Here is a 19,593-nt window from a genome sequence, read left to right as displayed (position 1 = left end):
GATGACGTAGCCAATTTTTGAAGTTCATCGAGTATCCTTCACTCTACTCGAAACAGTCTGTATATACTTATTATTTGTAATTCTTTTGTAACGCCATTTACTACTCTTGGAAATACTAATATTATGATTAAATTTAATATTTTGATCGATATTTGGCCCTAACGGATCTTTGATCATTTGATAAGATTTAACTGTTTCTAATTTTAAATAAGCCGCCGCAAGTTTTGCTAATCTAGCCGGCAAAAGTAGATAAGCTTGCTCTGCTTTTAAAATATGAATATTATTATTCTCACTATTTATCTGTTTTACAACGCTACTTAATTGATAATCAAGAGTTGAGACTCGCTCCTTTATGCTAAACAAACTACATATTGCTATAATTGTTATCAATAATGTTAAATAGTGAAGCTTGCTTATACTCATAATTAATTACTCATATATCGCTTTTGCTGCTCGAAGTTTTGCCGATCTCGCTCTAATATTTAGCCCTACTTCTTTATCTGACGGTGCTAGAGCTTTGTTAGTAATAATCTTAAGCCATTTATTTGGATCAATCGTCATGTCGTCTTTAGCATATTTTGATCTTACTACCGGCTTTTCCGAATTTTCTTTAAAGAAATTCTTAACTATCCTATCTTCTAAAGAGTGAAAAGACACCACAACTAAACGTCCGTCTTTCTTTAATATATTTTTTACATTCACTAAAAACTGCTCTAACTCCCCAAGCTCATCGTTTACATAAATCCTAATGGCTTGAAAGGTTTTAGTTGCAGGATCAATTTTGCCTTTTCCAAATCCTATACTACTTCTAACAATCTCGGCTAACTTGCCTGTACTATCAATTCTCGCCGTTTTTCTATATTCTATAATTCTCTTAGCGATTCTTCGTGAAAAGCGCTCATCTCCGTATTTGTAAATTACGTCAGCTAGCGCTTTTTCCTCTGCCGTATTTACAAACTCCTCGGCACTAAGCCCTTGCCCGCTCATACGCATATCGAGTGGTCCGTCATGCAAAAACGAAAATCCTCTATCTGCTATATCTAACTGCATTGATGAAACACCTAAATCCAGCACTATCCCATCAAATTTTTTTTCCTTAAGCTTTGCAAAACTATCCGCAAAATTTGTTTCTACAAAATCAAACCTCTCACCGTAATTTTGCTGAATTTCTTCGGCTCTTTTGATCACGTTTGGATCACGATCCAAGGCTGTGACATAACAGTTACAGCTTTCTAATATTGCTTTGCTATATCCTCCTGCTCCAAACGTACAATCTAAATAAGACTCACCATCTTTTGGGCTTAAGGCCTCTAACATTTCATTTAGCATTACAGGCACGTGAGATTGTATCATTAATGAGCATTCCTTAGAGTTAACCGCTTTTCATGAGCAATTTTTTGAGCGGCATTTAAATATTTCTCAAAATTCTGCGGCTGCCAAATCTCAAAAATCACCCCTTTACCTACAAAACATGCTTGCTCTTCGATTCCTGCATGCTTCATTAAAGATTGCGGCAATATAACTCTTCCCTCCCCATCAAAGGAAAGTTGTACAGCTTCCCCGAATATCATAGTCTCAAACGCATCACGCTCCTCGGAATAAGGATCAAGCGTCTCTATCATCTGCCTTAATTTCTCGATATGCGAAATACCGCACACCTCTATACAATTATTCCTAATCGACGGATAAGCAATTACACCGTTAAATAATTCTTTCCCTAGTACCGCACGGTAATTCGCCGGCACCGACACCCTACTCTTTTTATCAACACCATTTACATACTTAGATAAAAATACATTCATATGGGTTCATTTGGGATTTAATGGGAAATTATAGGATATTATAGGAATATCAAGGAGTCAAGGGTTTTTAACAAGGATGAGTTAAATTATTAAGATGTCATACCATGGCTTGACCACGGTATCCAAAAAAATAATTTAAAATACTAATATTAGTATTTTAGAATGGATTCCGCGATCAAGTCGCAGGATGACAGAGGGGGAATTGATCCACATAACAACGCCATACAGGAATAACATCGAACCACACAACAAAGCTTAATCCAATGATTTTATGGATTTTTTAAGTGATTTTCACCTTGAAAATTCATATTATTTAATATATTAATTTAAGGTAAATGATTATAGTAATTTGATGGCTAAAGTTAGAGAAATAGAAACGAACATGGCTACTCTAATAACAGAACAAACATCTTCTTATGATACAGGTATGGTGTCTGGATATTACCTTACTAGAGCAAGACGACATCCTAAATCCTATTGCTTCTTCCAATTTTATCCCTAGCATTAGTTTATCAGCCATTCAAGAAGTACCACTGATATCCTCATCTTCTGCACAAGACTCCGGCTACAACATTACACTAGATAAACTATTCGAACAGTTTCACATCACTTACGGAGCATATTCTTTTTACCAATCCAAGTTTTTTCAAACCGCTCAACTAAAACATCTTATAAAAAAGGTTTTAGATCATCAAGGTGATGATATCAATATTCAAGCTTCGTTTAATCATACAGTTCTACATAAGGCTATTTACCGCAAACTTTATGATATAGCTGAATTTGTACTAGAAAAAGGAGCTTCAACAGAGTTAAAAGATTTAGATGGATATACACCTCTTCAATTAGTTATTCATGAAGGCTACACATAAATGGTTAAATTTAATAATATGGAGCAGATCATCGAGATAAAAAACTAATAGAATTAGTACCCGATGATAAACCTGAATTAAAAGCTTTTTTAAGCCTTGCAATAGCATCTCAAAATAATAATTCTAGCACAATAGATAATTCTCTTGTTACCACTAAAGATATAGAAAAATTAAATGATACTACAAATTTCTATACCGGTTCAAGAATATCTAAAATTGTTGTGGTTGCTGATGAAAATCCTGAAGAGTTGGGACTTGAATTAGCTGGTGAAGTACATGAATAGGTTTCTTAAACATACTCAATAATGACCTATAGAACTATTTTAATATAGGTTATATTATGTTTTATTTGCAATAATTATTGATTAATGTTAATAATGATTTTATTTTTTACATCAATAAAGGTTAATGATGCCGCAACTTAAAATAGGTATTTTTAAAATACATAAATATTGTAAAAATATAAACGCTAACTATCCCCTAAAGAAAAAAACTACTGAAAAAAAATTAAACCCCACGGTAAAATATATAAATATGATCCCAACCAAGATATTTGGACACCGGATACTGAACTTCTTGGAACAGATTATGACACATAATTATAAATCTAGCATTCTTGACTACATATATATTGTGAACAAATGCTAAGTTTGAGCTGTAAAATCTAATTTATGTTTAATTTACCTATTGATAATATTATCGTATTCATATACCTAATATCTATTCTACTTATTGGTATATATTACCGAGCTAAACATAGTAGTTTTAAGAACTATGCAAATGTTGAAAGTAAAGCGCAAAATAGTAAGCTGTTATTAATAGCTACGATATTTGTAAGTTCTGTCGGAGGAGCCACCACTTTCGGCATTATGGAAAAGGCTTTTTTGGGGCATGAGTATTATGCTTACGCTCTTATACTTACAATACCTATAGATATATTAATTGCAATCTATATAGTGCCTTTAATTGCCAAACATTACGGAGCTGAAAGCATCGGCGATATCATGAGTACATATTACGGTAATATAGGTCGTTTTATCGGAGGGGTTAGTTCGGTTATCGTTTCAGTGGGGTTTTTGGCTGCTCAAATAAGCGTAAGCGGCTATATTTTTCAATATATCTTAGAAATAAATGATGTAAATGGGGTAATTTTAAGTTATAGTATAGTACTTATATATACTACAATAGGCGGTTTACAATCTATTGTTTTTACTAATTTACTACAATTTTTGGCGATGATAATCGCTATACCAACCATAACTTTTATCAGTTTAAATAAAATCGGTTTTGTAGATTTTATTAATAACCTACCTACGGAAAATGCAAATTTTGATCAGAGCAACCTACTTTCTTATACAATTGCAGCAGCTTTAAGTTTTAGTGTCATGAATCTATATCCTACATTTATTCAAAGAGCTTTAATTAATAAAAATCCTACGCAAACAACTAAAGCAATATATGCAAAATCCGCTATATATTTTTTCTTCTTGATTTGCATTACTTTAAATGGTTTAATTGCTTATAAGCTTTATCCAAACCAACCATCAAATTTAGTATTACCTTATTTAATCAACCAAATCATCCCAACTTTAATTCAAGGGATAGTAATGAGCGGACTCTTAGCTGCCGTTATGTCTACTGCTGATTCTGATTTAAACGTTACTTCTATAGCTATTGTTAAAGATATAATCAATCCTATTTTTAAGGTTAAAAATCAGCAAAAATTATTATTAATTGCTCGAATTATTAACGTTATAATAGGAAGTTTTGCAATAATTGTAGCTTTAAAATTTAGTAATGTAATTGACTTAGTAGTATTCTTCACTGGTTTCTGGGGACCGGTAATATTAGTACCGTTAATAACAACGCTTTTTGGTATCAGAACATCTAAAACTATAATGGTCTTATCATCACTTGGCGGAGCAGCTATCTTCTTAATATGGGAATATTATTCTTTATCGTTGCAATATTTCAACCTTAGAGGAGTGTTTATAGGGACGATGGTGAGTTTTGTGATATTTATTCTAGGATGGTGGTATTCTAATGTCATTACGAGGAAAGTCATATAAAATATATTATCTATTTACTTGAAGTTTTAAATAATTTAATATATTAACTCAAGGTTAATAATTGAATTATGAGGATTTTATGTCTAAGCAAAATAGTATTGAAGGAAAATATAGCATAATAATTCCTATTGAAGACGAGAATGAGAGAATAAAATTTAAGCTTAATTCACGTGATGACATTAATGGCAGCACTTTAGCTGATAATAGCTACGTATTCAGAAAATATGCGTAATATGTATTACTCTACTAAGCAAAAAAATGATGCTGTTAACTCTTTAATGACAGGAACTTTAAATTATTCTATTCATGGTACAATGACGCTATATTATCCTGACTTAACTAAATTTAATATTAATGATTTATCTCAGAATGATGAACCTAAATTAATAGGCGAAGCATGCCAAGAACTTAAAGATCCTATTGAGGATATAAAAAGCTAGCCTTATTGCATGAATCCAGAAACCTGCGCGATGTCATTCCTGCGGAAGCAGGAATTCAGTGACAAGTAGAAAATCGAGCTTTTAATTTGTAAAATTTAGTATGTCTAGACTTTTTAGTGACTGGATTCCCGCCTCCGCGGGCATAACATAGCGACTCATACAACTAGGTTTTTCATGAGTTATAATATTAGTTTTTTCTGTGCAAAACATTAAAAATTATCTCAGCAAGTAACTTGTTAACACCATTTACTTTAGCAAGCTCATCTATGGTTGCGTCGCATACTGCTTTATACGAACCGAAATAATGCAGTAATGCTTTTTTTCGAGTTTCACCTATACCCTCTATATCGTCAAGGCTTGATATTTTTATAGCACGTGATCTACCTAGTCTATGATTCTTTACGGCAAAATTATGTGCCTCATCTCGCAAGATTTGTAAATATTTCATAACCGGCAAATTCTTATCTAGAGTAAATACTTCCTTACCTATCACATGGAACTGTTCAAAACCGGCATTTCTATCTACTCCTTTTGACATACAAACAAAAGGAATATTCATTTCAAATTTATCCATCACCTCTTTAACGACGCCTAAATGCCCTTTGCCGCCGTCTATAATCATTAAGCTTGGCAATTTATGCGGCTCTTGCCTTAACCTTGTAAGCCGCCTTGTTAGGACTTGCCGAAGCATCTCATAATCGTCACCTTTTATGTTATCCCCGCAGTTCTTTATGCCATTCCCGCGAAAGCAGGAATCCATTAACCTTTTTGGATCCCCGCTTTCACGGGCATGACATACGAGAGAGGGAGCATGGACATTAAAAACCCGATATTCTTTTTTATCAAAACCGACTTTACCAGCAACTACCATCACTCCAACCGCAAACTTACCTTGAATATGGCTATTATCATAAATCTCAATTCTTTCAGGAATTTCAGAAAGACCAAATAGCTCTTTAATTTCAAACATAATCTCTTGATTTTTTGCAAATTTCTTCAAATACTGTTCTAGAGAAAATAAAGCATTTGTCTCGGCATTTTGAACTAATTTAGCCTTACCGCCTTTATTAGGTACTGTAATATTAAGCTGAAGTATATTGTTGATTTTCTTAATCGCCTCTATCACATTCTCTTTATCATTAATTTCATGATTAATTATAATTGCCGCAGGCACGTGTTGTTTTTGGTAAAATTGTAATAAAAAATATTCTAATACTTCTTCTTTGGTACTATTTTCGGTAGAAGTAGGAAAATAAGGAATATTACCGCATGCTTGCCCTGCCCTATATAAAAACACTTCCACGCAATAATGCCCGTTCTTGTCCACAATAGCGATTATATCTGCGTCTTTAACGACATCTGAAACCCCTGCCTTAAGCTGCACATAACTAAGTGCTTTAATGCGATCTCTAATTTCTGCCGCTTCTTCAAAACGCATCTGACTACTTAGCTCTTCCATCTTTCTAGATAGGTTCTCTTGGAGTTCTTTAGTGCGACCTTGTAAGAAATCTTTAACCTGAGTTACTAAGTCTCTATAGTCTTCCTTGTTTATTTTACCGACGCAAGGAGCATAACAACGTTTTATTTCATATTGTAAACAAGGACGAGTACGTGAATTAAAGTAATTATCCGTGCAGGAACGTAATTTAAAAATTTTTTGTAGTTCGGTCAAAGTAGTATTAACTTCCGCACTCGAGGCAAAAGGACCAAAAAACTTCCCGTCACTTAGAGTTTTACCGCGATATTTTAGTAATTGTGGGAAATCATGATCTAAACGTAACTTAATGAAAGGAAAAGACTTGCAGTCCTTAAGAAGAATATTAAATTTCGGCTGAAATTTCTTGATTAGCTGTGCTTCTAAAAGTAGTGCTTCAACTTCGGAATTAGTGATGCTATACTCTAAAAAACAAGTATTTGCAATCATCCGAAGCGTCTTATTATCTAAAGTGCTTTTAATGTAATTAGTAAGGCGTTTCTTTAAATTTTTAGCTTTACCAACATAGATAACTTGCTTGTTAACATCAAACATTCGATAAACCCCTGAACGTTCAGGAGCATCTATAAGTTTAGATTTAATTAACTCACTTCCGGTAATTTCTAGGGTCATGTGTATAGTGTCCTATGTCATTTTTAGCTAAAAGCCGAAATCCAGAAAAAATAACCTTAATATTGATATAAAAATTACACATTAAACCTAAAAAAACAAGTTTTTTATAGGTTTTACTGGATTCCCGCCTTTGTGGGCATGACATAGAAGAGTGCACCATGCAACAATAACCTTCAATTCCCCGTTTTATTATACGGATTGTCATTTGCAACTTTAACATTCACTATTTTTCGTGTATTGTCATCAAAGAAAAAGGTTATTTTAAACTCATCTCCTACATTTAAATCTACTTTTGGGTCATAAAGCATAATATGCATGTCACCGGGCTTAAAATCAACATTAATATTACCGGCAATTAAAAATGGATAATCCACTTTTACCATTTTACTAACCCCTTGATCATTAATTGTTTGATGAATTTCTATTCCACTTATCTTATCTGAAGATATATTCACTAAATTATAACTCTTACTTCTACTATTTATTAATGTAAAATACATAGCAGAATTGCTAACTTTACCTTGCACATTTGTTGTAGGTCTTGCCCAAGGCTGTGCAAAGTGAACGGCTGCCTCTGCAGGTAAATCATCGGGCTGATCAGAAGAAGAATTTGTAGCATTAGGATTTTGAGCTGTTTGGTTATCAGCATAGCTTACTGCACAAATTAAAGTTATAAAACTAATTAGTAATGTTTTTAGCATAATAATACCCTTAATAAATTAAAATGAAATATTAGCATAGATTAAATATAAATCTAGTTTTTTAAAAGATATTTTTTGTACACTTCTTGTGGTAATCTCTCTATAGCATAACGAACTGCGTTCTTGGCATTTGTAAAGTATAACAATCCAAAAAATCTATTAATTGTTTTTCATCTTTTTTTCCTGCTTCACTTAGCATCCAACCTACTGCTTTATGCATTAAATCATGTTTATCGTTTAAGAGTAATTTTGCTATTTCAAAAGTCATATCTAATGTATTATTTTTGATAAAATACCAAGTAGCAACTATAGCTATTCGTCTTTCCCATAGAATTTCCGATTTTGTTAATGTAAAGAGATAATCCTTTTCTTTATCCCATAAATAAGCTCCGATTATATGATGAGCTGATGCATCCACTAAATTCCAATTATTTATGTGTTTTATATTGTTTAAATAAAAATTATACAAAAACTCTTTATCTTGTGCTGTCTGATATTGCATAATCAAAATAGCTATAAAAATCTCTCTTCATTAAATTCTGAAGTAATAAGTTGGCTTAAATCCTCCATATCCAAATTATAATAACTTTTAACTATTGTACGTAAAGTCGGCACGGTAACACCAATAAATCAGCCATGCTCTATACTCTCCTTCTCTAGTGTTCAAGAATAGCGCTCTACGCTCTACAGGAATAGTAGCATTCTCAAGTAAAATATTTCTAATTTGCTGTAAATTTTCTCTCATGTTCAATAAGCCATTTTTTACGATGTAATCCCCTGCTATAGCCTCCAAGTTTGCCATTGCTATTAATAATACGATGACAAGGAACAATGATTGCTAACTGATTCATACCATTAGCATTTGCAACAGCTCTATAAGAATTAGGTTTGCCCAAAGCTTTAGCCTGATTTAAATAGCTTCGTGTTTCACCGTAAGGTATATTAATTAATTCTTGCCAAACCATTTTTTGAAATGGGCTTCCTAAAAGCCATATAGGCGTATTAAATTTTTGTAAAGTACCGTTAAAGTATAATTGAAGATCCTCTTCAATCATTAAAATCGGTTCAGTGCTTCCAGGAATAATAGCAGATTCTGTCTTAATCCTGAGCCTCTCAATTTCACGCTCCAAACCTCTTCTATCAACAAACTCTAGCAAATAAAGCAATTTTTCATCACTAATTGCCAGCATAGAACCAAGAGGCGTATCTAGCCAAGCCGCTTTTAAACTCATTATTTTACCCTAAATATGATTTCTTAATATTATAATATTGATTTTTTATTTAACAATTTTATATTTTTAAAACTAACAATTTATAGGTAATCACTATGATAAAAGCTCATGTTTTTAAATATTCTCAGGTAATTTTAACCAAGAGGGAACTCGCTATAATAAAATTTAGCGAATACAGCGGACTAAGCATAACGGATATTGCTACTATGGCAAAAGAAGAAGAAAAACTAACGGAATAATAGATCAGTATAAAACCGGTAAAATAACTACCGCAAAATTTCGTAAGAAAATGAATGAGCTTATACAAGAAAAAAACGGTAATCCTATACGAGATAATGAGGTATTTGATAAAGGCTGGAATACTATGTGCAAAATAGCACCTGAAAAGCTAACAGAGCTATATCACTTCAACAGACGCATAAATTGCATATCCACATTATAGGCAATACAAACGAATTACAGTATAATTATATTCAATAAAAAATAGAAAAAGCCCCAAAACCATTTCTTATACACTTTCATACAAACTTGGTAACTCAGGTGAAATTAAAACATTATACAAAACATTTTTTAGCAGCTCGCGATTATGAACCGGTATGGCATATGGAAGCTCAAAATGACTATGACCAAAACGCTTTAAACATATTAGGAAAATATTACGATAATACAACTACAGATATTATATAAATATTGATAGCTTAAAAATTCTAAAATAGCGCATTATGCAATAATTCGCTATTTGCATTATTTAAGCCAAATCATTTAGCTTCATGATCTTTAGCAAAATCAATTAGGCTTTCCACAACATCACTTAAATTTTCATTATTAAAGTCAATCCTCAGTTCTTTTTTAACAACATCAACAAAATAATCATCAAGTGAATTTTTCATTTAAAATGGAAGTGTTTTTGTCCAATGAACAATTATTTTCTGCTTAATGATGTCATAGGTATCAAGAGCAATTTGAATGGCATTTTCACGCTGATTTTGATCTTTTCGATTCTGTAAGAAGCTAAGTGCTTTTCTATAAAAAGCTATTATTGTTTTGTTAGTGCCGAGTTCACTTGGCACATCATTTTTAAATTCAGCTCTTATTTTTTTAACTCTATTTAAAAGATCACTATCCGATAAACGTTTATTATGATGCTGTATTATTGTGTTATTTATAATGGTAGAAAATTTTTGATAAAAGGCAGGATCGATATTGATATAATCCTTAATAGTATCTTGTATTTGATTAGCCATATCCATGACCGTGATATCTGTCCTTTTGATAAATTGTTCAAATATTTCATCGTCCAAAATGTTAACCGCTTCAGTTTTAGTAAAATGACCAGCAATAACATACTCATCAAGCAACTTCATGATTTGAGCGGTATATATTTTTTTATCCGGTTTTTCTTTATAACGCTTTTCCACTATCTCTTTGAGCTTATTAAATTTTATTCATATTGTAAATAAACTTGTTCTTTTTCTTCATAAAATTCATAAGAATTAGAAGCTATAGAAATAAGATTTTTAAAGTTATTCAACAAGACATAAAACTTATTGCGTATAGCTTCATCGGCTAAATGCTGTTCGAGCTGTTCAAAATCCAAATCGTTAGGCACATGTATAAAAATATTTTTAATTTCTTGTAGTAACGGAAAAAATACTTTCAATTTATCATCTACAAAAAATATAGCATCTTCTAAATCTTCTCTATTAAAATTGTTTAAACCATAATTTTTATAAAATTGATGTGCTTGTTTTAATTGATTCGATAACCCTACATAGTCAATTATGCAACCGTATTCTTTAGTTTTCCCTTTTTCTTCAAATAGACGATTTGCACGAGCAATTGCTTGTAAAAGATTATGCTCTTTTAATTCTTTGCATATGTAAATAACGACATTACGCGGTGCATCAAAACCGGCTAGTAATTTTGAAACTACAATTAAAATTTCAGGATCATCGGAACTTTTAAATTTTTTAATAATTCTATTATTGAATTTTGCTCCATATTGTTCCCTCATGTTTTTTATAAATGTATCTACTTCATTTTCGCTTTCAATATCTTTATAACCGTCCCAGTCATCAGTAGAAGATATAACAACTTCAGAACTTACTTTTTATAGTATATTTATGAATTAGCCCACCAAACTTTCTCATAGTGTTTTTTTGCTCTTTTAAAAGCGGTGTACCGGCAAATGCTATATAACAAGCGTTAGGCAAAATAGTTCTCATGTTATCTGCTAAATCACCGTATTGAGTACGATGACCTGCGTCAATAAGAGCCAAGATCTTATCATTAGAATCTTTATAATAATCTTCAAGAACTGAAATGTATTAATTACCGTAGTTATAATAGATACATCGCTTCTGATTAATTTAATTAGCTCTGCCGATATAGTTGTAAGTTTAGGTTCAAGTCCACAAGCTTTAAAAGTACTTTCGATTTGTCCGTCAAGTTCAATTCTATCGGTTATAATTATGATACGTGGACTCGCAAGATTAGCGGATTTTAGTAGACATTTGGCAATCATTACCATTGTTAAAGATTTGCCCGTACCTTGCGTGTGCCATATTACCATACCTTTTCTAATGTTATGCTTTTCACGTTCTCCTATCCTTTTTATAGTTGCATGCGTGCCGAAAAATTGATGATGACGAGCTATTTTTCTTACATCATTATCAAAAACACAAAAATTTTTAACTAAATCAAGTCATCTTTCAGGACGACATAGAGCATAAAGTACTTTATCTTGCTCGGTAGGCGCTACGTTACCTGCTAATTGTTGTTTATCAAAATAATTTCTACAAATAGCAAAATCACCGGCCTAAAGAAGATTTTTGACCTCTTCAGTTAACGGCTTGTTAATTAAATTACGTATAATATTGATATTTTGTTTTTTTCTCCCTCTTCTCGCCAAATACTCCAATATTTGTCCGAGCTGCCTACAGTAGCATATTTCGCTTCATTTTTATTTATAGCAATTAATAATTGAGCATAATGAAAAAGATGCGGTATTTCATCTGATTTTTGATTACATATATGCTGAGATATAGCTTGATCTAATGGCTCGATAGGCGATTTACATTCAATTACTACAAAAGGTATGCCATTAACGAATAATACAATATCACATATACATATACTACCTTTACGTATTTTGACTCTCTACCGGCATTTCAAAAACAGCATGATAAACATTATTTTTAGGCGTTATACCTACAATACTATCGGGAAAGGCTGAATCGGAATCAAGCATTACAGTAATTCCTATGTTAGCTGCAATTGCTAATACAATAGTTCCTTTAGGAAATAATCTACTTACTTTTAAACCTTTTTCGTTTAAAGTCTGTTTATAATATCTAACGTCACTACTTGACTTAGGTATATCACCAGTTTGGATAAAAGGAATTTCACCACCGTAATATCTAGGGTCATTTCTTGGACGAATAGAAAACTTACCACGTTGAATATAAGCTATCTCTCTAAGGGTACTCTTGAATCATCCTTTAACAACCCCAAGCTCTTTTAGATGAATATCCAGCTGTGAACGTATATTTACTAAATCTTTTTCGAATTATTGGATTTCTTATTGTTGCAGTTCTGCTATGTTAACTTCTTCCTCATTCTCATATGTATCAATAATTTTATTAATATGCTCGTCTTCTAAAAAATTCTGCCCTTTACCTGCGTAAAAAAATCCACTAGCATCGATAAATAATATATCTGTTCGTTGTTCGTTTTCTCCTTTCTCTTCTCTTGAGCAATCAAATACTAAAATAGCAACAGGAATACTAGTTGAAGTAAAAAGATTAGCAGGCAGACCAATTACTGCATATAATAGATTATCTTCGATTAAACTCTGACGAATTAAAACTTCGCTTCCCCCACGCAATAATACGCCGTGCGGTACTACTATAGCAGCACGTCCACTCCGCAGCTTAGTGGTTTTAATCATATGCAAAATAAAGGCATAATCTCCCTTACTTTTAGGAGGGATACCACGCTCAAAACGATTATACTCATCATTAGCTGCGTTTTCATGCCCCCATTTTTCTAAACTAAAAGGCGGGTTGGCAATAACTATATCAAACTCCATAATCTTATCGTTTTCAAGTAACGCCGGATGATTTAGTGTATCACCCCAATAAATATGTGCTCCGCCTTCCGCGTGCAAAAACATATTAATCTGTGCTAATGCCCATGTTGTATTAGTCATTTCTTGACCGTAAAGTGCATAATTATCATCCTCTACTTCTTTAGCCACTCTAATTAATAGTGAACCCGGAGCCACAAGCCGGATCACAAATTGTATTGCCGGACTCCGGAGCAGCAAGCTTGGCAAGTAAAGTTGATACGGCAGCAGGAGTATAAAATTCTCCGGCTTTTGTGCCTGCATCTGAAACAAAGCGTTATATTAGATAAATATAACATGCGCCTATAATATCTGCACTAACTCTATCGGGATTTAAATCTAATTCCGATTTGTTAAAATCTTCTAACAACATTTTTAAACGACGATTTCGTTCTTTGATCTTACATAAATTATATTCTGAGTTAAAATCGACACGCAATACTTCACCTAATTTAGCAGAGTTGTCCGAAAACATCATAAAAATTTGCACCTTGTGGTATTACAAATTGTTCTCGTTTTAATTGTTGTGCGGCTCTTAAAGGTTCGTCTTTATATTTTTCTTCATATTTTTTTGCATGCACTTTCCAAACATCTGAAATATATTTAAAGAATAGCATTACTAATATGTAATCTTTATAATTTGCTGCATCCATAACACCGTGAAAAGTATCACAAGCAGCCCAAGCAGCGCTATTTATTTGATTTTGTTTTACTTGATTAAGCATATCTTTATTTTATCTAGTGATAGATTATATAGGTTAAAAATTGCAAAACAACTAATCTAGTTTTCATAAAAATAGATGGTAACAATTATTTTTCAACTATATGTTTGTTTATAGCTCAAAATTAATAATAAAATATTTAGTTATAAATAAAAACTTACTTAATTTGAACAATTAGTTTATTTGCAGCATATAGAATTTTTAGAAAATTTAGAAAGGTTGGAAAACCTGAAGATATTTGGTGGAGACAAAGGGGTTCAAACCTACGACCTGCTGTGTGACAGGCAGAGGGTCTATTTTTATATAATTTGAGAACTATCATAATTTCTTCTTATTTACCCTCTGAAATCCTAATAGTTATAACGTTTTAATCCATTTTATTCAAATAGTCCTTAAATACTATTTTAGATTGCCTTATCTAGCAATTATTATTAAATTCCAAGTCAAATTTTAATTAAATGGAACATATTGGAAACATTATAATTTCGTCAATTGCTATGAATTTTTTTGCAATGATGTTAATTTATTAACTAATCTGTTTTTAGTTAGCAATGCCATAATATTTTTTAAAATTAGGACTTGCATATCCTTTTTAATCGAGTTATATCAGTCAACTTATGGTTAAATATAAAATTTTAATTAAAAAATAATTATGACTAAGGACTCATTTCATTTTACACATAGCGAGCTTATTAAAATTACAATGCCCAAAGAAGGTCAAGTAAAATATAAAGACGATAAATTAGAAGGCTTAGTATTAATAGCATCTTATGGCGGTAGTAAAACTTTTTATTATGGTAAAAAAAATAAACGCTAGGTACAAATTAAAGTAATGACTTAACTAAGGCTAAAAAACTTAGAACTGCAAACGTAGCAGTGGAAAGGTTTAAAAGAATATTTAATAAACTTATTACATAGGGTTTTCTTGAAAAGAACCCTATATATGATGATAATATAACACTTAATGATGAAGAAGAAATACAAGCTTTTTTTAAAGCATTTAAAAATGCTACACCTACACCGTTAATGAGAGATTATGTTTGTATTTCTCTTTATACTGCTGCTAGGAAAGGAAATGTATTGGCAATGGCGTGGTGGAAAGATATTAATTGGGAAAAAAGACTTGGGAAATTCCAAATACTAAAAATGGGAAACCGCATGTAATACCACTATTGTCACCAGCTATAGAGATATTAGAAAGAAGAAAAAAAGAAGCCGACACAAAAGAAATAATTAGCGAGTAAAGCAAAAATAGACAACTTGAGAATACACGATCTTCGTAGAACCTTAGCCAACTGGATGGCAAGTGAAAATATTGATACAAATATAATAGGTAAAACTCTTGGTCATAAAAGTATTAAGTCTATTCTAATTTATGCAAGGCTTAATGTTAAGTCAGTAAGAACCCACATGGAACAAGCACTAGAGGGAAAAATATCGATTATTCAATAATGAATATTGTGGCATTTATAACGATTTTTAATAACTTTGAATATTTATTATCTCTATTTTGTTCGATAGACCAAATATATTTAATATAATTTCAATTTAAAGCAAAAATAATACTAGATTTATTAAATAATCCGAGCTAAATATAGATCCGGTGATATTGCATAAGGTAATATAAAACGTAGAAATTAGCTAAAGTCGACAAACCAATCTAATTCATACACACCATTTGAACAATCAAAACAGTGAAGACACATTATGACAAAAATAATACCCCACAATCAAAACACAAAAAAGCTAATCTTAATAATTCAAGCAATACTTCTAAAGTGACCCCAAAATCACATAATAGCTGGGAACACCAAACAAAGCTTTTACCGGTAGTTGCTAGCTTAAAATCCTTAATGGAAGGTGGTAGCGGCAGAAACCATATACAAGAAGACAATTCAGAAAGTGATTGTAATATTCATCAATGTATGATTTTACAAAATGAACTAAGAACCACATAACATGAATTTACTTCACGTTACATAGGGGAACTGCTTTGTTTTTATGAAATGCTACACAATGATATTACTGAATTCTTAAAATTAGAACGTGTCAAGAAAAAAGCCTTAATTTAACAAACATTAAAAATACTATAGAAGCACTAATAAAACATAGTAATAAATTAATTACTTTCACTAATACTTTGTCACATACTAATCCTTTATTACACAAAAAGATTACTTCTAAAGAACTATGCTATAATAGATTTAATGAAACAGGAAGCAAAGAAAAAAAAATTTAAGACTCAGCTATATACCTAAGGATATGCCTTATACTATAGTTGGAAATTATTATAAGATTAGCAATATATTAAAATATTTAATCACTAATGCAATCGAATATAATGCTAAGGGTGCTATTACAGTAACTGTTAATTCATTTGATAAAGCTCACCAAGCAGTAAAATACGATAAGCCTAAAGAAGTTGTTTTAGCATTCATAATAAAGTCGAGCACACCGATTCTATCTAAAGAGGACGAGCAACTTATATATTGCTATAACAAACGTTTCAATTTAAACATAGCTATAGTAAAACAGTTAATAAACGAAATGGGCGGTGAGCTTGATGTTATAAGTACCGAAAAAGAAAGCACCGTTTTTGTTTGTTTTTTACCTATAACTTTACCATTTATTGATAATATAATTAACGAAATAGAATAAATTAAAATTCTTAGCAGAGGATAGAAACTGATTATTTGGTTTCTCATCCTCTGTTTATGTGAAATTTGTCTGAAGAATTAATATAAGCTAATAATTTTTATATTTTTCTTTAACCAATCGCAAAGTAAAAGTACTATTTAGATTACCCTTAATTTAGGATGTATTTAAGCTTCTTTATCCAAATAAATCCTTTGAATAATCAATTTTTTCATCACTTAATATAAAGCTTTCTTCTGTTATAGACTTTGAAGGAGCAGGATATTCTTGATAACTAACTTCTTTATTCTCTAATTTTTGTAATCTAGTAGTAATTAATGCATTTATTTTATTATTCACTGGTAAAGATAAATTCCTAGTTATTGAGGTGATGTCTTTAAAATTCATTTTTTCAAGAAGTAATGCTGTTATGTCAGTATCACCATTGCTAACAGCCCAATGTAATACAGTTTGACAATGCTTATCAACTGCATTGAAAAGTTGTGATCATTTATTTAAATCAGTGCTAAGAACGCTTAATAGTTTTGTAACTATATTTTTATTACCACTATGCACTTCTAGATGTAACACGATGTAACTGTTGCTATCTTCAGTTGATTTGATAATATTTTCAAAATCCATTGCTTCAAGAAGTAATTTTGTTATATTTGTATTACATTTGCTAATCGCTAAATGTAGACCACTTTCATCAACAGAGTTTACAAGTCGCAACAATTTTTCTGTGTCACTTAAAAAGCTAAACAATTTTTGAACTATTATTAAATTACCATTTTGTACTGCCAAATGCAAGACAGTATATTTATTACTATCTTTAGTTGGTTTAATAATAGCGTCATTATTCATATTCTCAAGAAGTAACCCAACTATTTCAATGTTTCCTATATCAATAGCCATATGTAAAGGAGTCTGCCCATCTTCATCACATATATCGGTAAATTCTGAAGCAGTCCTCAGCACTGGCTTAACTTTTTCTATACTATTATCTTGTACGGCTAGGTGTAATAGATTTTTCTTAATTTCTCTTTTTAAAATATACTACCTTATTTATCTTTTTGTTACAACTACTTGAACAGTGGTTGAATTGCCGGTTGATTACAAAATGTTTCTACTTCAGTTAGCAATCTATCAAACTTCTGTAATTTTGCTAAAGTCGTCATACCTCCCTTTTGTGCAAGATTAGTATTACCTTTATATTTTGTTAATAAATTAATTTTAATTTGATAAAGATTTTATACGATCCAATAGGGTTGCTATATTATTAATACCTTTTTGTTGTTCTTCGTTTTTTAAATGCAATTTTAACTACAACATCTGTGCAATCTCTTGAATTATTTGTTCCTCTTCCAACAGATATTGTTGGATCAGATTTATAAAATTTTTGCTTATTACCGTGAATATTTTGTTCTATTTCTATGGTGAAAGGTGGGACTAGGTTAGGAAATAGAGATGGCCCAAGAAATTTAACAAAGTTTTCTAATGGATTACTAAAAATGAAATTATTTGGATCAATTAAAGTGACTATATTATTTTCTTGTTCCACAGTATGAATGCCAGCAGGAAAACCAGTAATATTATTTATTTGTATTTGCTGAGTACCTAGGTCTCTTTTAAAAAAATCTACTAATACTACGTTATTTAGAAAATTACCTGGTCCAACCCCAATAATAGAACTTGCAGGGCTTGTAAGCATTAATTCATGCAAGGCATAAGTAAAATATATCTTGTTCAATTTGGGTTAATCCTGAGATTGAGTTAGGTAATATATGACTGTTCAAACTTACAGGATCTGAAGGATCAAATTTTACTGCAAAACGTATAACATATAGATTTGAATATCCATTCTGCAGAATATGTTCTTGATATTCTTTAATAATAATAGGCTCTGTTCCTCCTAAGGTTGCTGTTATAGGAGTATTAATTACTGCATTCATTGTTCTAGGAGTAATAGATGCAGATTCATATTGTGGCACTGGAGTAGCCACTGTTCCATTAGTACCAGTAGAACTTGTAGGATGAGTTGGAAGCACTTCTCCTAAGCCTTGGTGATCTAAATAAAGTTTATACTCTCCATCACATTCTTTATTTCAATAATTTTATTATCTTCACTTAATATACGCTGAAACTTTTTTAATTATCGGAGAATAAATAAGGTGGATTTTTTGTCCATTAATGGCGGTTAACTCCTTAATTAATGGATTTTCTTCAGAAGATGATATATTATTAAGTGACGTATGTGGAATCGAATTTATCTTATTTAAAATATCCAATATATTAAAAGAATTGTTTTCTATATATAATTCTAATGTGGCGTCTTTTTGTTCAATTTGAGATTCAAAATCTAATATATTTTGTTACTCTTTTAGTTACTAAATTTATTTATCATATATTTATCGTACAACTAATAGAGTAAAGTAAATTTTTTTGATAATTCTGTTGTCCGCACTACATCTCGGCTAGCTACTTCAGCTTTACCTCCTAGCTTCTTATATGTTCCGGCATTATTAAAGCCAACGCTCATCTGCATACCGGACATCCGTGCTTGTATTACGTCCTACAAACTCTCAACTACTAAATTATTTGTAGTACTTACTACCCTTGATACCTACATACCAAATCTTACAGAGTCAAGATTTTGTAAATTTTTCTTTAAGTCTACCAGCGATGTGCTTGCTACTAGCTTTCTTATATCGCCTGCTATCTGCATAGTCTGAATGCCTAGCTGGTAGGTATAACTTTAATGTCTGATCTAAAACATCAAGCCATTGCGTACCATTTTTATGTATTAAGTGATTGGCAAGCTTTGCCGTGTAGCTTAAAATCTTCTTGCATGCCAATATGTATTGTATGCCAGCTTGCATTGTAGTAGATAG

Annotated in this window: 31 protein-coding genes and 5 pseudogenes; 11 read left to right on the top strand and 25 right to left on the bottom strand. The window is 31.5% G+C overall.

Annotated elements, in window-relative coordinates; all coding sequences use genetic code 11:
* Window positions 1-24: 24 nt before the first annotated feature.
* The 3 genes from ftsL to mraZ are packed head-to-tail and all read right to left on the bottom strand — an operon-like array spanning window position 25 to window position 1,802.
* Entirely contained in the window at window positions 25-423 is a 399-nt protein-coding gene (ftsL, locus tag GCO76_RS00270) for a cell division protein FtsL (protein WP_410955788.1), read from the bottom strand.
* Window positions 424-429: 6 nt separating this feature from the next.
* The gene (gene rsmH / locus GCO76_RS00265) at window positions 430-1,353 is read right to left on the bottom strand and encodes a 16S rRNA (cytosine(1402)-N(4))-methyltransferase RsmH (RefSeq protein ID WP_410955787.1); all 924 of its coding nucleotides are present in this window, start codon (window positions 1,351-1,353) and stop codon (window positions 430-432) included.
* Window positions 1,353-1,802, bottom strand: a complete 450-nt coding sequence (gene mraZ / locus GCO76_RS00260; RefSeq protein ID WP_010977464.1) for a division/cell wall cluster transcriptional repressor MraZ — start codon at window positions 1,800-1,802, stop codon at window positions 1,353-1,355. Before mraZ ends, rsmH begins: the two co-directional genes overlap by 1 nt.
* A gap of 416 nt (window positions 1,803-2,218) precedes the next feature.
* Here mraZ and GCO76_RS00255 point away from each other — a divergent pair, with 416 nt between their 5' ends.
* From GCO76_RS00255 to GCO76_RS00240, 4 genes are all read left to right on the top strand, one after another.
* On the top strand, window positions 2,219-2,671 hold the full coding sequence (locus GCO76_RS00255) for an ankyrin repeat domain-containing protein (protein ID WP_410955786.1): 453 nt from the start codon (window positions 2,219-2,221) through the stop codon (window positions 2,669-2,671).
* Between the two features lie 671 nt (window positions 2,672-3,342).
* Entirely contained in the window at window positions 3,343-4,740 is a 1,398-nt protein-coding gene (locus tag GCO76_RS00250; RefSeq protein WP_410955785.1) for a sodium:solute symporter family protein, read from the top strand.
* A gap of 79 nt (window positions 4,741-4,819) precedes the next feature.
* On the top strand, window positions 4,820-4,972 hold the full coding sequence (locus GCO76_RS00245; RefSeq protein ID WP_410955784.1) for a hypothetical protein: 153 nt from the start codon (window positions 4,820-4,822) through the stop codon (window positions 4,970-4,972).
* The gene (locus GCO76_RS00240) at window positions 4,965-5,180 is read left to right on the top strand and encodes a hypothetical protein (RefSeq protein ID WP_410955783.1); all 216 of its coding nucleotides are present in this window, start codon (window positions 4,965-4,967) and stop codon (window positions 5,178-5,180) included. The genes GCO76_RS00245 and GCO76_RS00240 overlap by 8 nt, the downstream gene beginning before the upstream one ends.
* A 187-nt stretch (window positions 5,181-5,367) precedes the next feature.
* On the opposite strand, the gene uvrC is transcribed toward GCO76_RS00240, so the two are convergent.
* From uvrC to GCO76_RS00215, 5 genes and pseudogenes are all read right to left on the bottom strand, one after another.
* Entirely contained in the window at window positions 5,368-7,287 is a 1,920-nt protein-coding gene (gene uvrC, locus GCO76_RS00235; RefSeq protein ID WP_410955782.1) for an excinuclease ABC subunit UvrC, read from the bottom strand.
* Between the two features lie 173 nt (window positions 7,288-7,460).
* Window positions 7,461-7,988: a copper chaperone PCu(A)C gene (locus GCO76_RS00230; protein ID WP_014014504.1), complete on the bottom strand. Its 528-nt coding sequence runs from the start codon at window positions 7,986-7,988 to the stop codon at window positions 7,461-7,463.
* A gap of 53 nt (window positions 7,989-8,041) precedes the next feature.
* Window positions 8,042-8,558, bottom strand: a pseudogene (locus GCO76_RS00225) (DNA alkylation repair protein).
* 12 nt (window positions 8,559-8,570) lie between these two features.
* Window positions 8,571-8,733: pseudogene (locus GCO76_RS00220) on the bottom strand (DNA alkylation repair protein); the annotation flags it as partial.
* Complete coding sequence (locus GCO76_RS00215) at window positions 8,708-9,220, bottom strand: methylated-DNA--[protein]-cysteine S-methyltransferase (protein WP_103897078.1); 513 nt, start codon at window positions 9,218-9,220, stop codon at window positions 8,708-8,710. The pseudogene GCO76_RS00220 and the gene GCO76_RS00215, both read right to left, overlap by 26 nt.
* Before the next feature lie 95 nt (window positions 9,221-9,315).
* On the opposite strand from GCO76_RS00215, the gene GCO76_RS00210 reads away from it, so the two are divergent.
* Window positions 9,316-9,459: a hypothetical protein gene (locus tag GCO76_RS00210; RefSeq protein ID WP_410955781.1), complete on the top strand. Its 144-nt coding sequence runs from the start codon at window positions 9,316-9,318 to the stop codon at window positions 9,457-9,459.
* Between the two features lie 50 nt (window positions 9,460-9,509).
* Window positions 9,510-9,662, top strand: a complete 153-nt coding sequence (locus tag GCO76_RS00205) for a hypothetical protein (protein WP_410955780.1) — start codon at window positions 9,510-9,512, stop codon at window positions 9,660-9,662.
* A 316-nt stretch (window positions 9,663-9,978) separates the two neighbouring features.
* On the opposite strand, the gene GCO76_RS00200 is transcribed toward GCO76_RS00205, so the two are convergent.
* The 11 genes and pseudogenes from GCO76_RS00200 to GCO76_RS00150 form a co-directional block, all read right to left on the bottom strand.
* Window positions 9,979-10,110, bottom strand: coding sequence for a hypothetical protein (locus GCO76_RS00200; protein WP_410955779.1), 132 nt, complete (start codon window positions 10,108-10,110; stop codon window positions 9,979-9,981).
* On the bottom strand, window positions 10,111-10,638 hold the full coding sequence (locus tag GCO76_RS00195; protein WP_410955778.1) for a type I restriction enzyme endonuclease domain-containing protein: 528 nt from the start codon (window positions 10,636-10,638) through the stop codon (window positions 10,111-10,113).
* A gap of 23 nt (window positions 10,639-10,661) precedes the next feature.
* Window positions 10,662-11,330, bottom strand: a pseudogene (locus GCO76_RS00190) (type I restriction enzyme subunit R domain-containing protein); the annotation flags it as partial.
* Complete coding sequence (locus tag GCO76_RS00185) at window positions 11,317-11,499, bottom strand: hypothetical protein (protein WP_186786307.1); 183 nt, start codon at window positions 11,497-11,499, stop codon at window positions 11,317-11,319. The gene GCO76_RS00185 and the pseudogene GCO76_RS00190, both read right to left, overlap by 14 nt.
* Window positions 11,454-11,876, bottom strand: coding sequence for a DEAD/DEAH box helicase family protein (locus tag GCO76_RS00180; protein WP_410956432.1), 423 nt, complete (start codon window positions 11,874-11,876; stop codon window positions 11,454-11,456). Before GCO76_RS00180 ends, GCO76_RS00185 begins: the two co-directional genes overlap by 46 nt.
* 203 nt (window positions 11,877-12,079) lie before the next feature.
* Window positions 12,080-12,319, bottom strand: a complete 240-nt coding sequence (locus GCO76_RS00175; protein ID WP_410956431.1) for a type I restriction endonuclease — start codon at window positions 12,317-12,319, stop codon at window positions 12,080-12,082.
* Window positions 12,320-12,362: 43 nt separating this feature from the next.
* Window positions 12,363-12,695: pseudogene (locus GCO76_RS00170) on the bottom strand (restriction endonuclease subunit S); the annotation flags it as partial.
* 105 nt (window positions 12,696-12,800) lie between these two features.
* Window positions 12,801-13,478, bottom strand: a complete 678-nt coding sequence (locus tag GCO76_RS00165) for an N-6 DNA methylase (RefSeq protein ID WP_410955777.1) — start codon at window positions 13,476-13,478, stop codon at window positions 12,801-12,803.
* 1 nt (window position 13,479) lies between these two features.
* Window positions 13,480-13,566, bottom strand: a pseudogene (locus GCO76_RS00160) (hypothetical protein); the annotation flags it as partial.
* Window positions 13,567-13,623: 57 nt separating this feature from the next.
* The gene (locus tag GCO76_RS00155) at window positions 13,624-13,824 is read right to left on the bottom strand and encodes a hypothetical protein (protein ID WP_410955776.1); all 201 of its coding nucleotides are present in this window, start codon (window positions 13,822-13,824) and stop codon (window positions 13,624-13,626) included.
* Window positions 13,799-14,071 (bottom strand): type I restriction-modification system subunit M N-terminal domain-containing protein, encoded by a 273-nt coding sequence (locus tag GCO76_RS00150; protein ID WP_410955775.1) that lies wholly within the window; start codon window positions 14,069-14,071, stop codon window positions 13,799-13,801. The genes GCO76_RS00155 and GCO76_RS00150 overlap by 26 nt, the downstream gene beginning before the upstream one ends.
* Window positions 14,072-14,720: 649 nt before the next feature.
* Between GCO76_RS00150 and GCO76_RS00145 the strand changes: the two genes are divergently transcribed.
* The 5 genes from GCO76_RS00145 to GCO76_RS00125 all read left to right on the top strand — a co-directional run bounded on the left by GCO76_RS00145 (window position 14,721) and on the right by GCO76_RS00125 (window position 16,726).
* Window positions 14,721-14,885 carry a hypothetical protein gene (locus GCO76_RS00145; RefSeq protein ID WP_410955774.1) on the top strand — a complete coding sequence of 55 codons (165 nt, stop codon included), beginning with the start codon at window positions 14,721-14,723 and terminating at the stop codon, window positions 14,883-14,885.
* 292 nt (window positions 14,886-15,177) lie between these two features.
* A complete protein-coding gene (locus GCO76_RS00140; RefSeq protein ID WP_410955773.1) occupies window positions 15,178-15,312 on the top strand; it encodes a site-specific integrase in 135 nt (44 codons plus the stop codon).
* Between the two features lie 16 nt (window positions 15,313-15,328).
* Window positions 15,329-15,520 (top strand): tyrosine-type recombinase/integrase, encoded by a 192-nt coding sequence (locus tag GCO76_RS00135; protein ID WP_410955772.1) that lies wholly within the window; start codon window positions 15,329-15,331, stop codon window positions 15,518-15,520.
* A 242-nt stretch (window positions 15,521-15,762) separates the two neighbouring features.
* Window positions 15,763-16,026: a hypothetical protein gene (locus GCO76_RS00130; RefSeq protein ID WP_410955771.1), complete on the top strand. Its 264-nt coding sequence runs from the start codon at window positions 15,763-15,765 to the stop codon at window positions 16,024-16,026.
* A gap of 304 nt (window positions 16,027-16,330) precedes the next feature.
* Window positions 16,331-16,726, top strand: coding sequence for an ATP-binding protein (locus tag GCO76_RS00125; protein WP_410955770.1), 396 nt, complete (start codon window positions 16,331-16,333; stop codon window positions 16,724-16,726).
* 174 nt (window positions 16,727-16,900) lie between these two features.
* Here GCO76_RS00125 and GCO76_RS00120 read toward each other — a convergent pair whose 3' ends face one another.
* The 6 genes from GCO76_RS00120 to GCO76_RS00095 form a co-directional block, all read right to left on the bottom strand.
* Window positions 16,901-17,110, bottom strand: coding sequence for a hypothetical protein (locus tag GCO76_RS00120; protein WP_014014516.1), 210 nt, complete (start codon window positions 17,108-17,110; stop codon window positions 16,901-16,903).
* A gap of 99 nt (window positions 17,111-17,209) precedes the next feature.
* Window positions 17,210-17,740, bottom strand: a complete 531-nt coding sequence (locus tag GCO76_RS00115) for an ankyrin repeat domain-containing protein (protein ID WP_410956430.1) — start codon at window positions 17,738-17,740, stop codon at window positions 17,210-17,212.
* A 241-nt stretch (window positions 17,741-17,981) separates the two neighbouring features.
* Window positions 17,982-18,413, bottom strand: coding sequence for a hypothetical protein (locus GCO76_RS00110; RefSeq protein WP_410955769.1), 432 nt, complete (start codon window positions 18,411-18,413; stop codon window positions 17,982-17,984).
* A gap of 4 nt (window positions 18,414-18,417) precedes the next feature.
* Window positions 18,418-18,750, bottom strand: a complete 333-nt coding sequence (locus GCO76_RS00105) for a hypothetical protein (RefSeq protein WP_410955768.1) — start codon at window positions 18,748-18,750, stop codon at window positions 18,418-18,420.
* 371 nt (window positions 18,751-19,121) lie between these two features.
* On the bottom strand, window positions 19,122-19,256 hold the full coding sequence (locus GCO76_RS00100) for a hypothetical protein (RefSeq protein ID WP_410955767.1): 135 nt from the start codon (window positions 19,254-19,256) through the stop codon (window positions 19,122-19,124).
* 91 nt (window positions 19,257-19,347) lie between these two features.
* Window positions 19,348-19,557, bottom strand: a complete 210-nt coding sequence (locus GCO76_RS00095; protein WP_410955766.1) for a hypothetical protein — start codon at window positions 19,555-19,557, stop codon at window positions 19,348-19,350.
* Between the last annotated feature and the right edge of the window lie 36 nt (window positions 19,558-19,593).

The organism is Rickettsia koreansis (assembly GCF_046532895.1).
Classification (GTDB): domain Bacteria; phylum Pseudomonadota; class Alphaproteobacteria; order Rickettsiales; family Rickettsiaceae; genus Rickettsia; species Rickettsia rickettsii.
The sequence above is the reverse complement of the archived record's forward strand: the minus strand, read 5'-3'. Positions and strand labels throughout refer to the sequence as shown.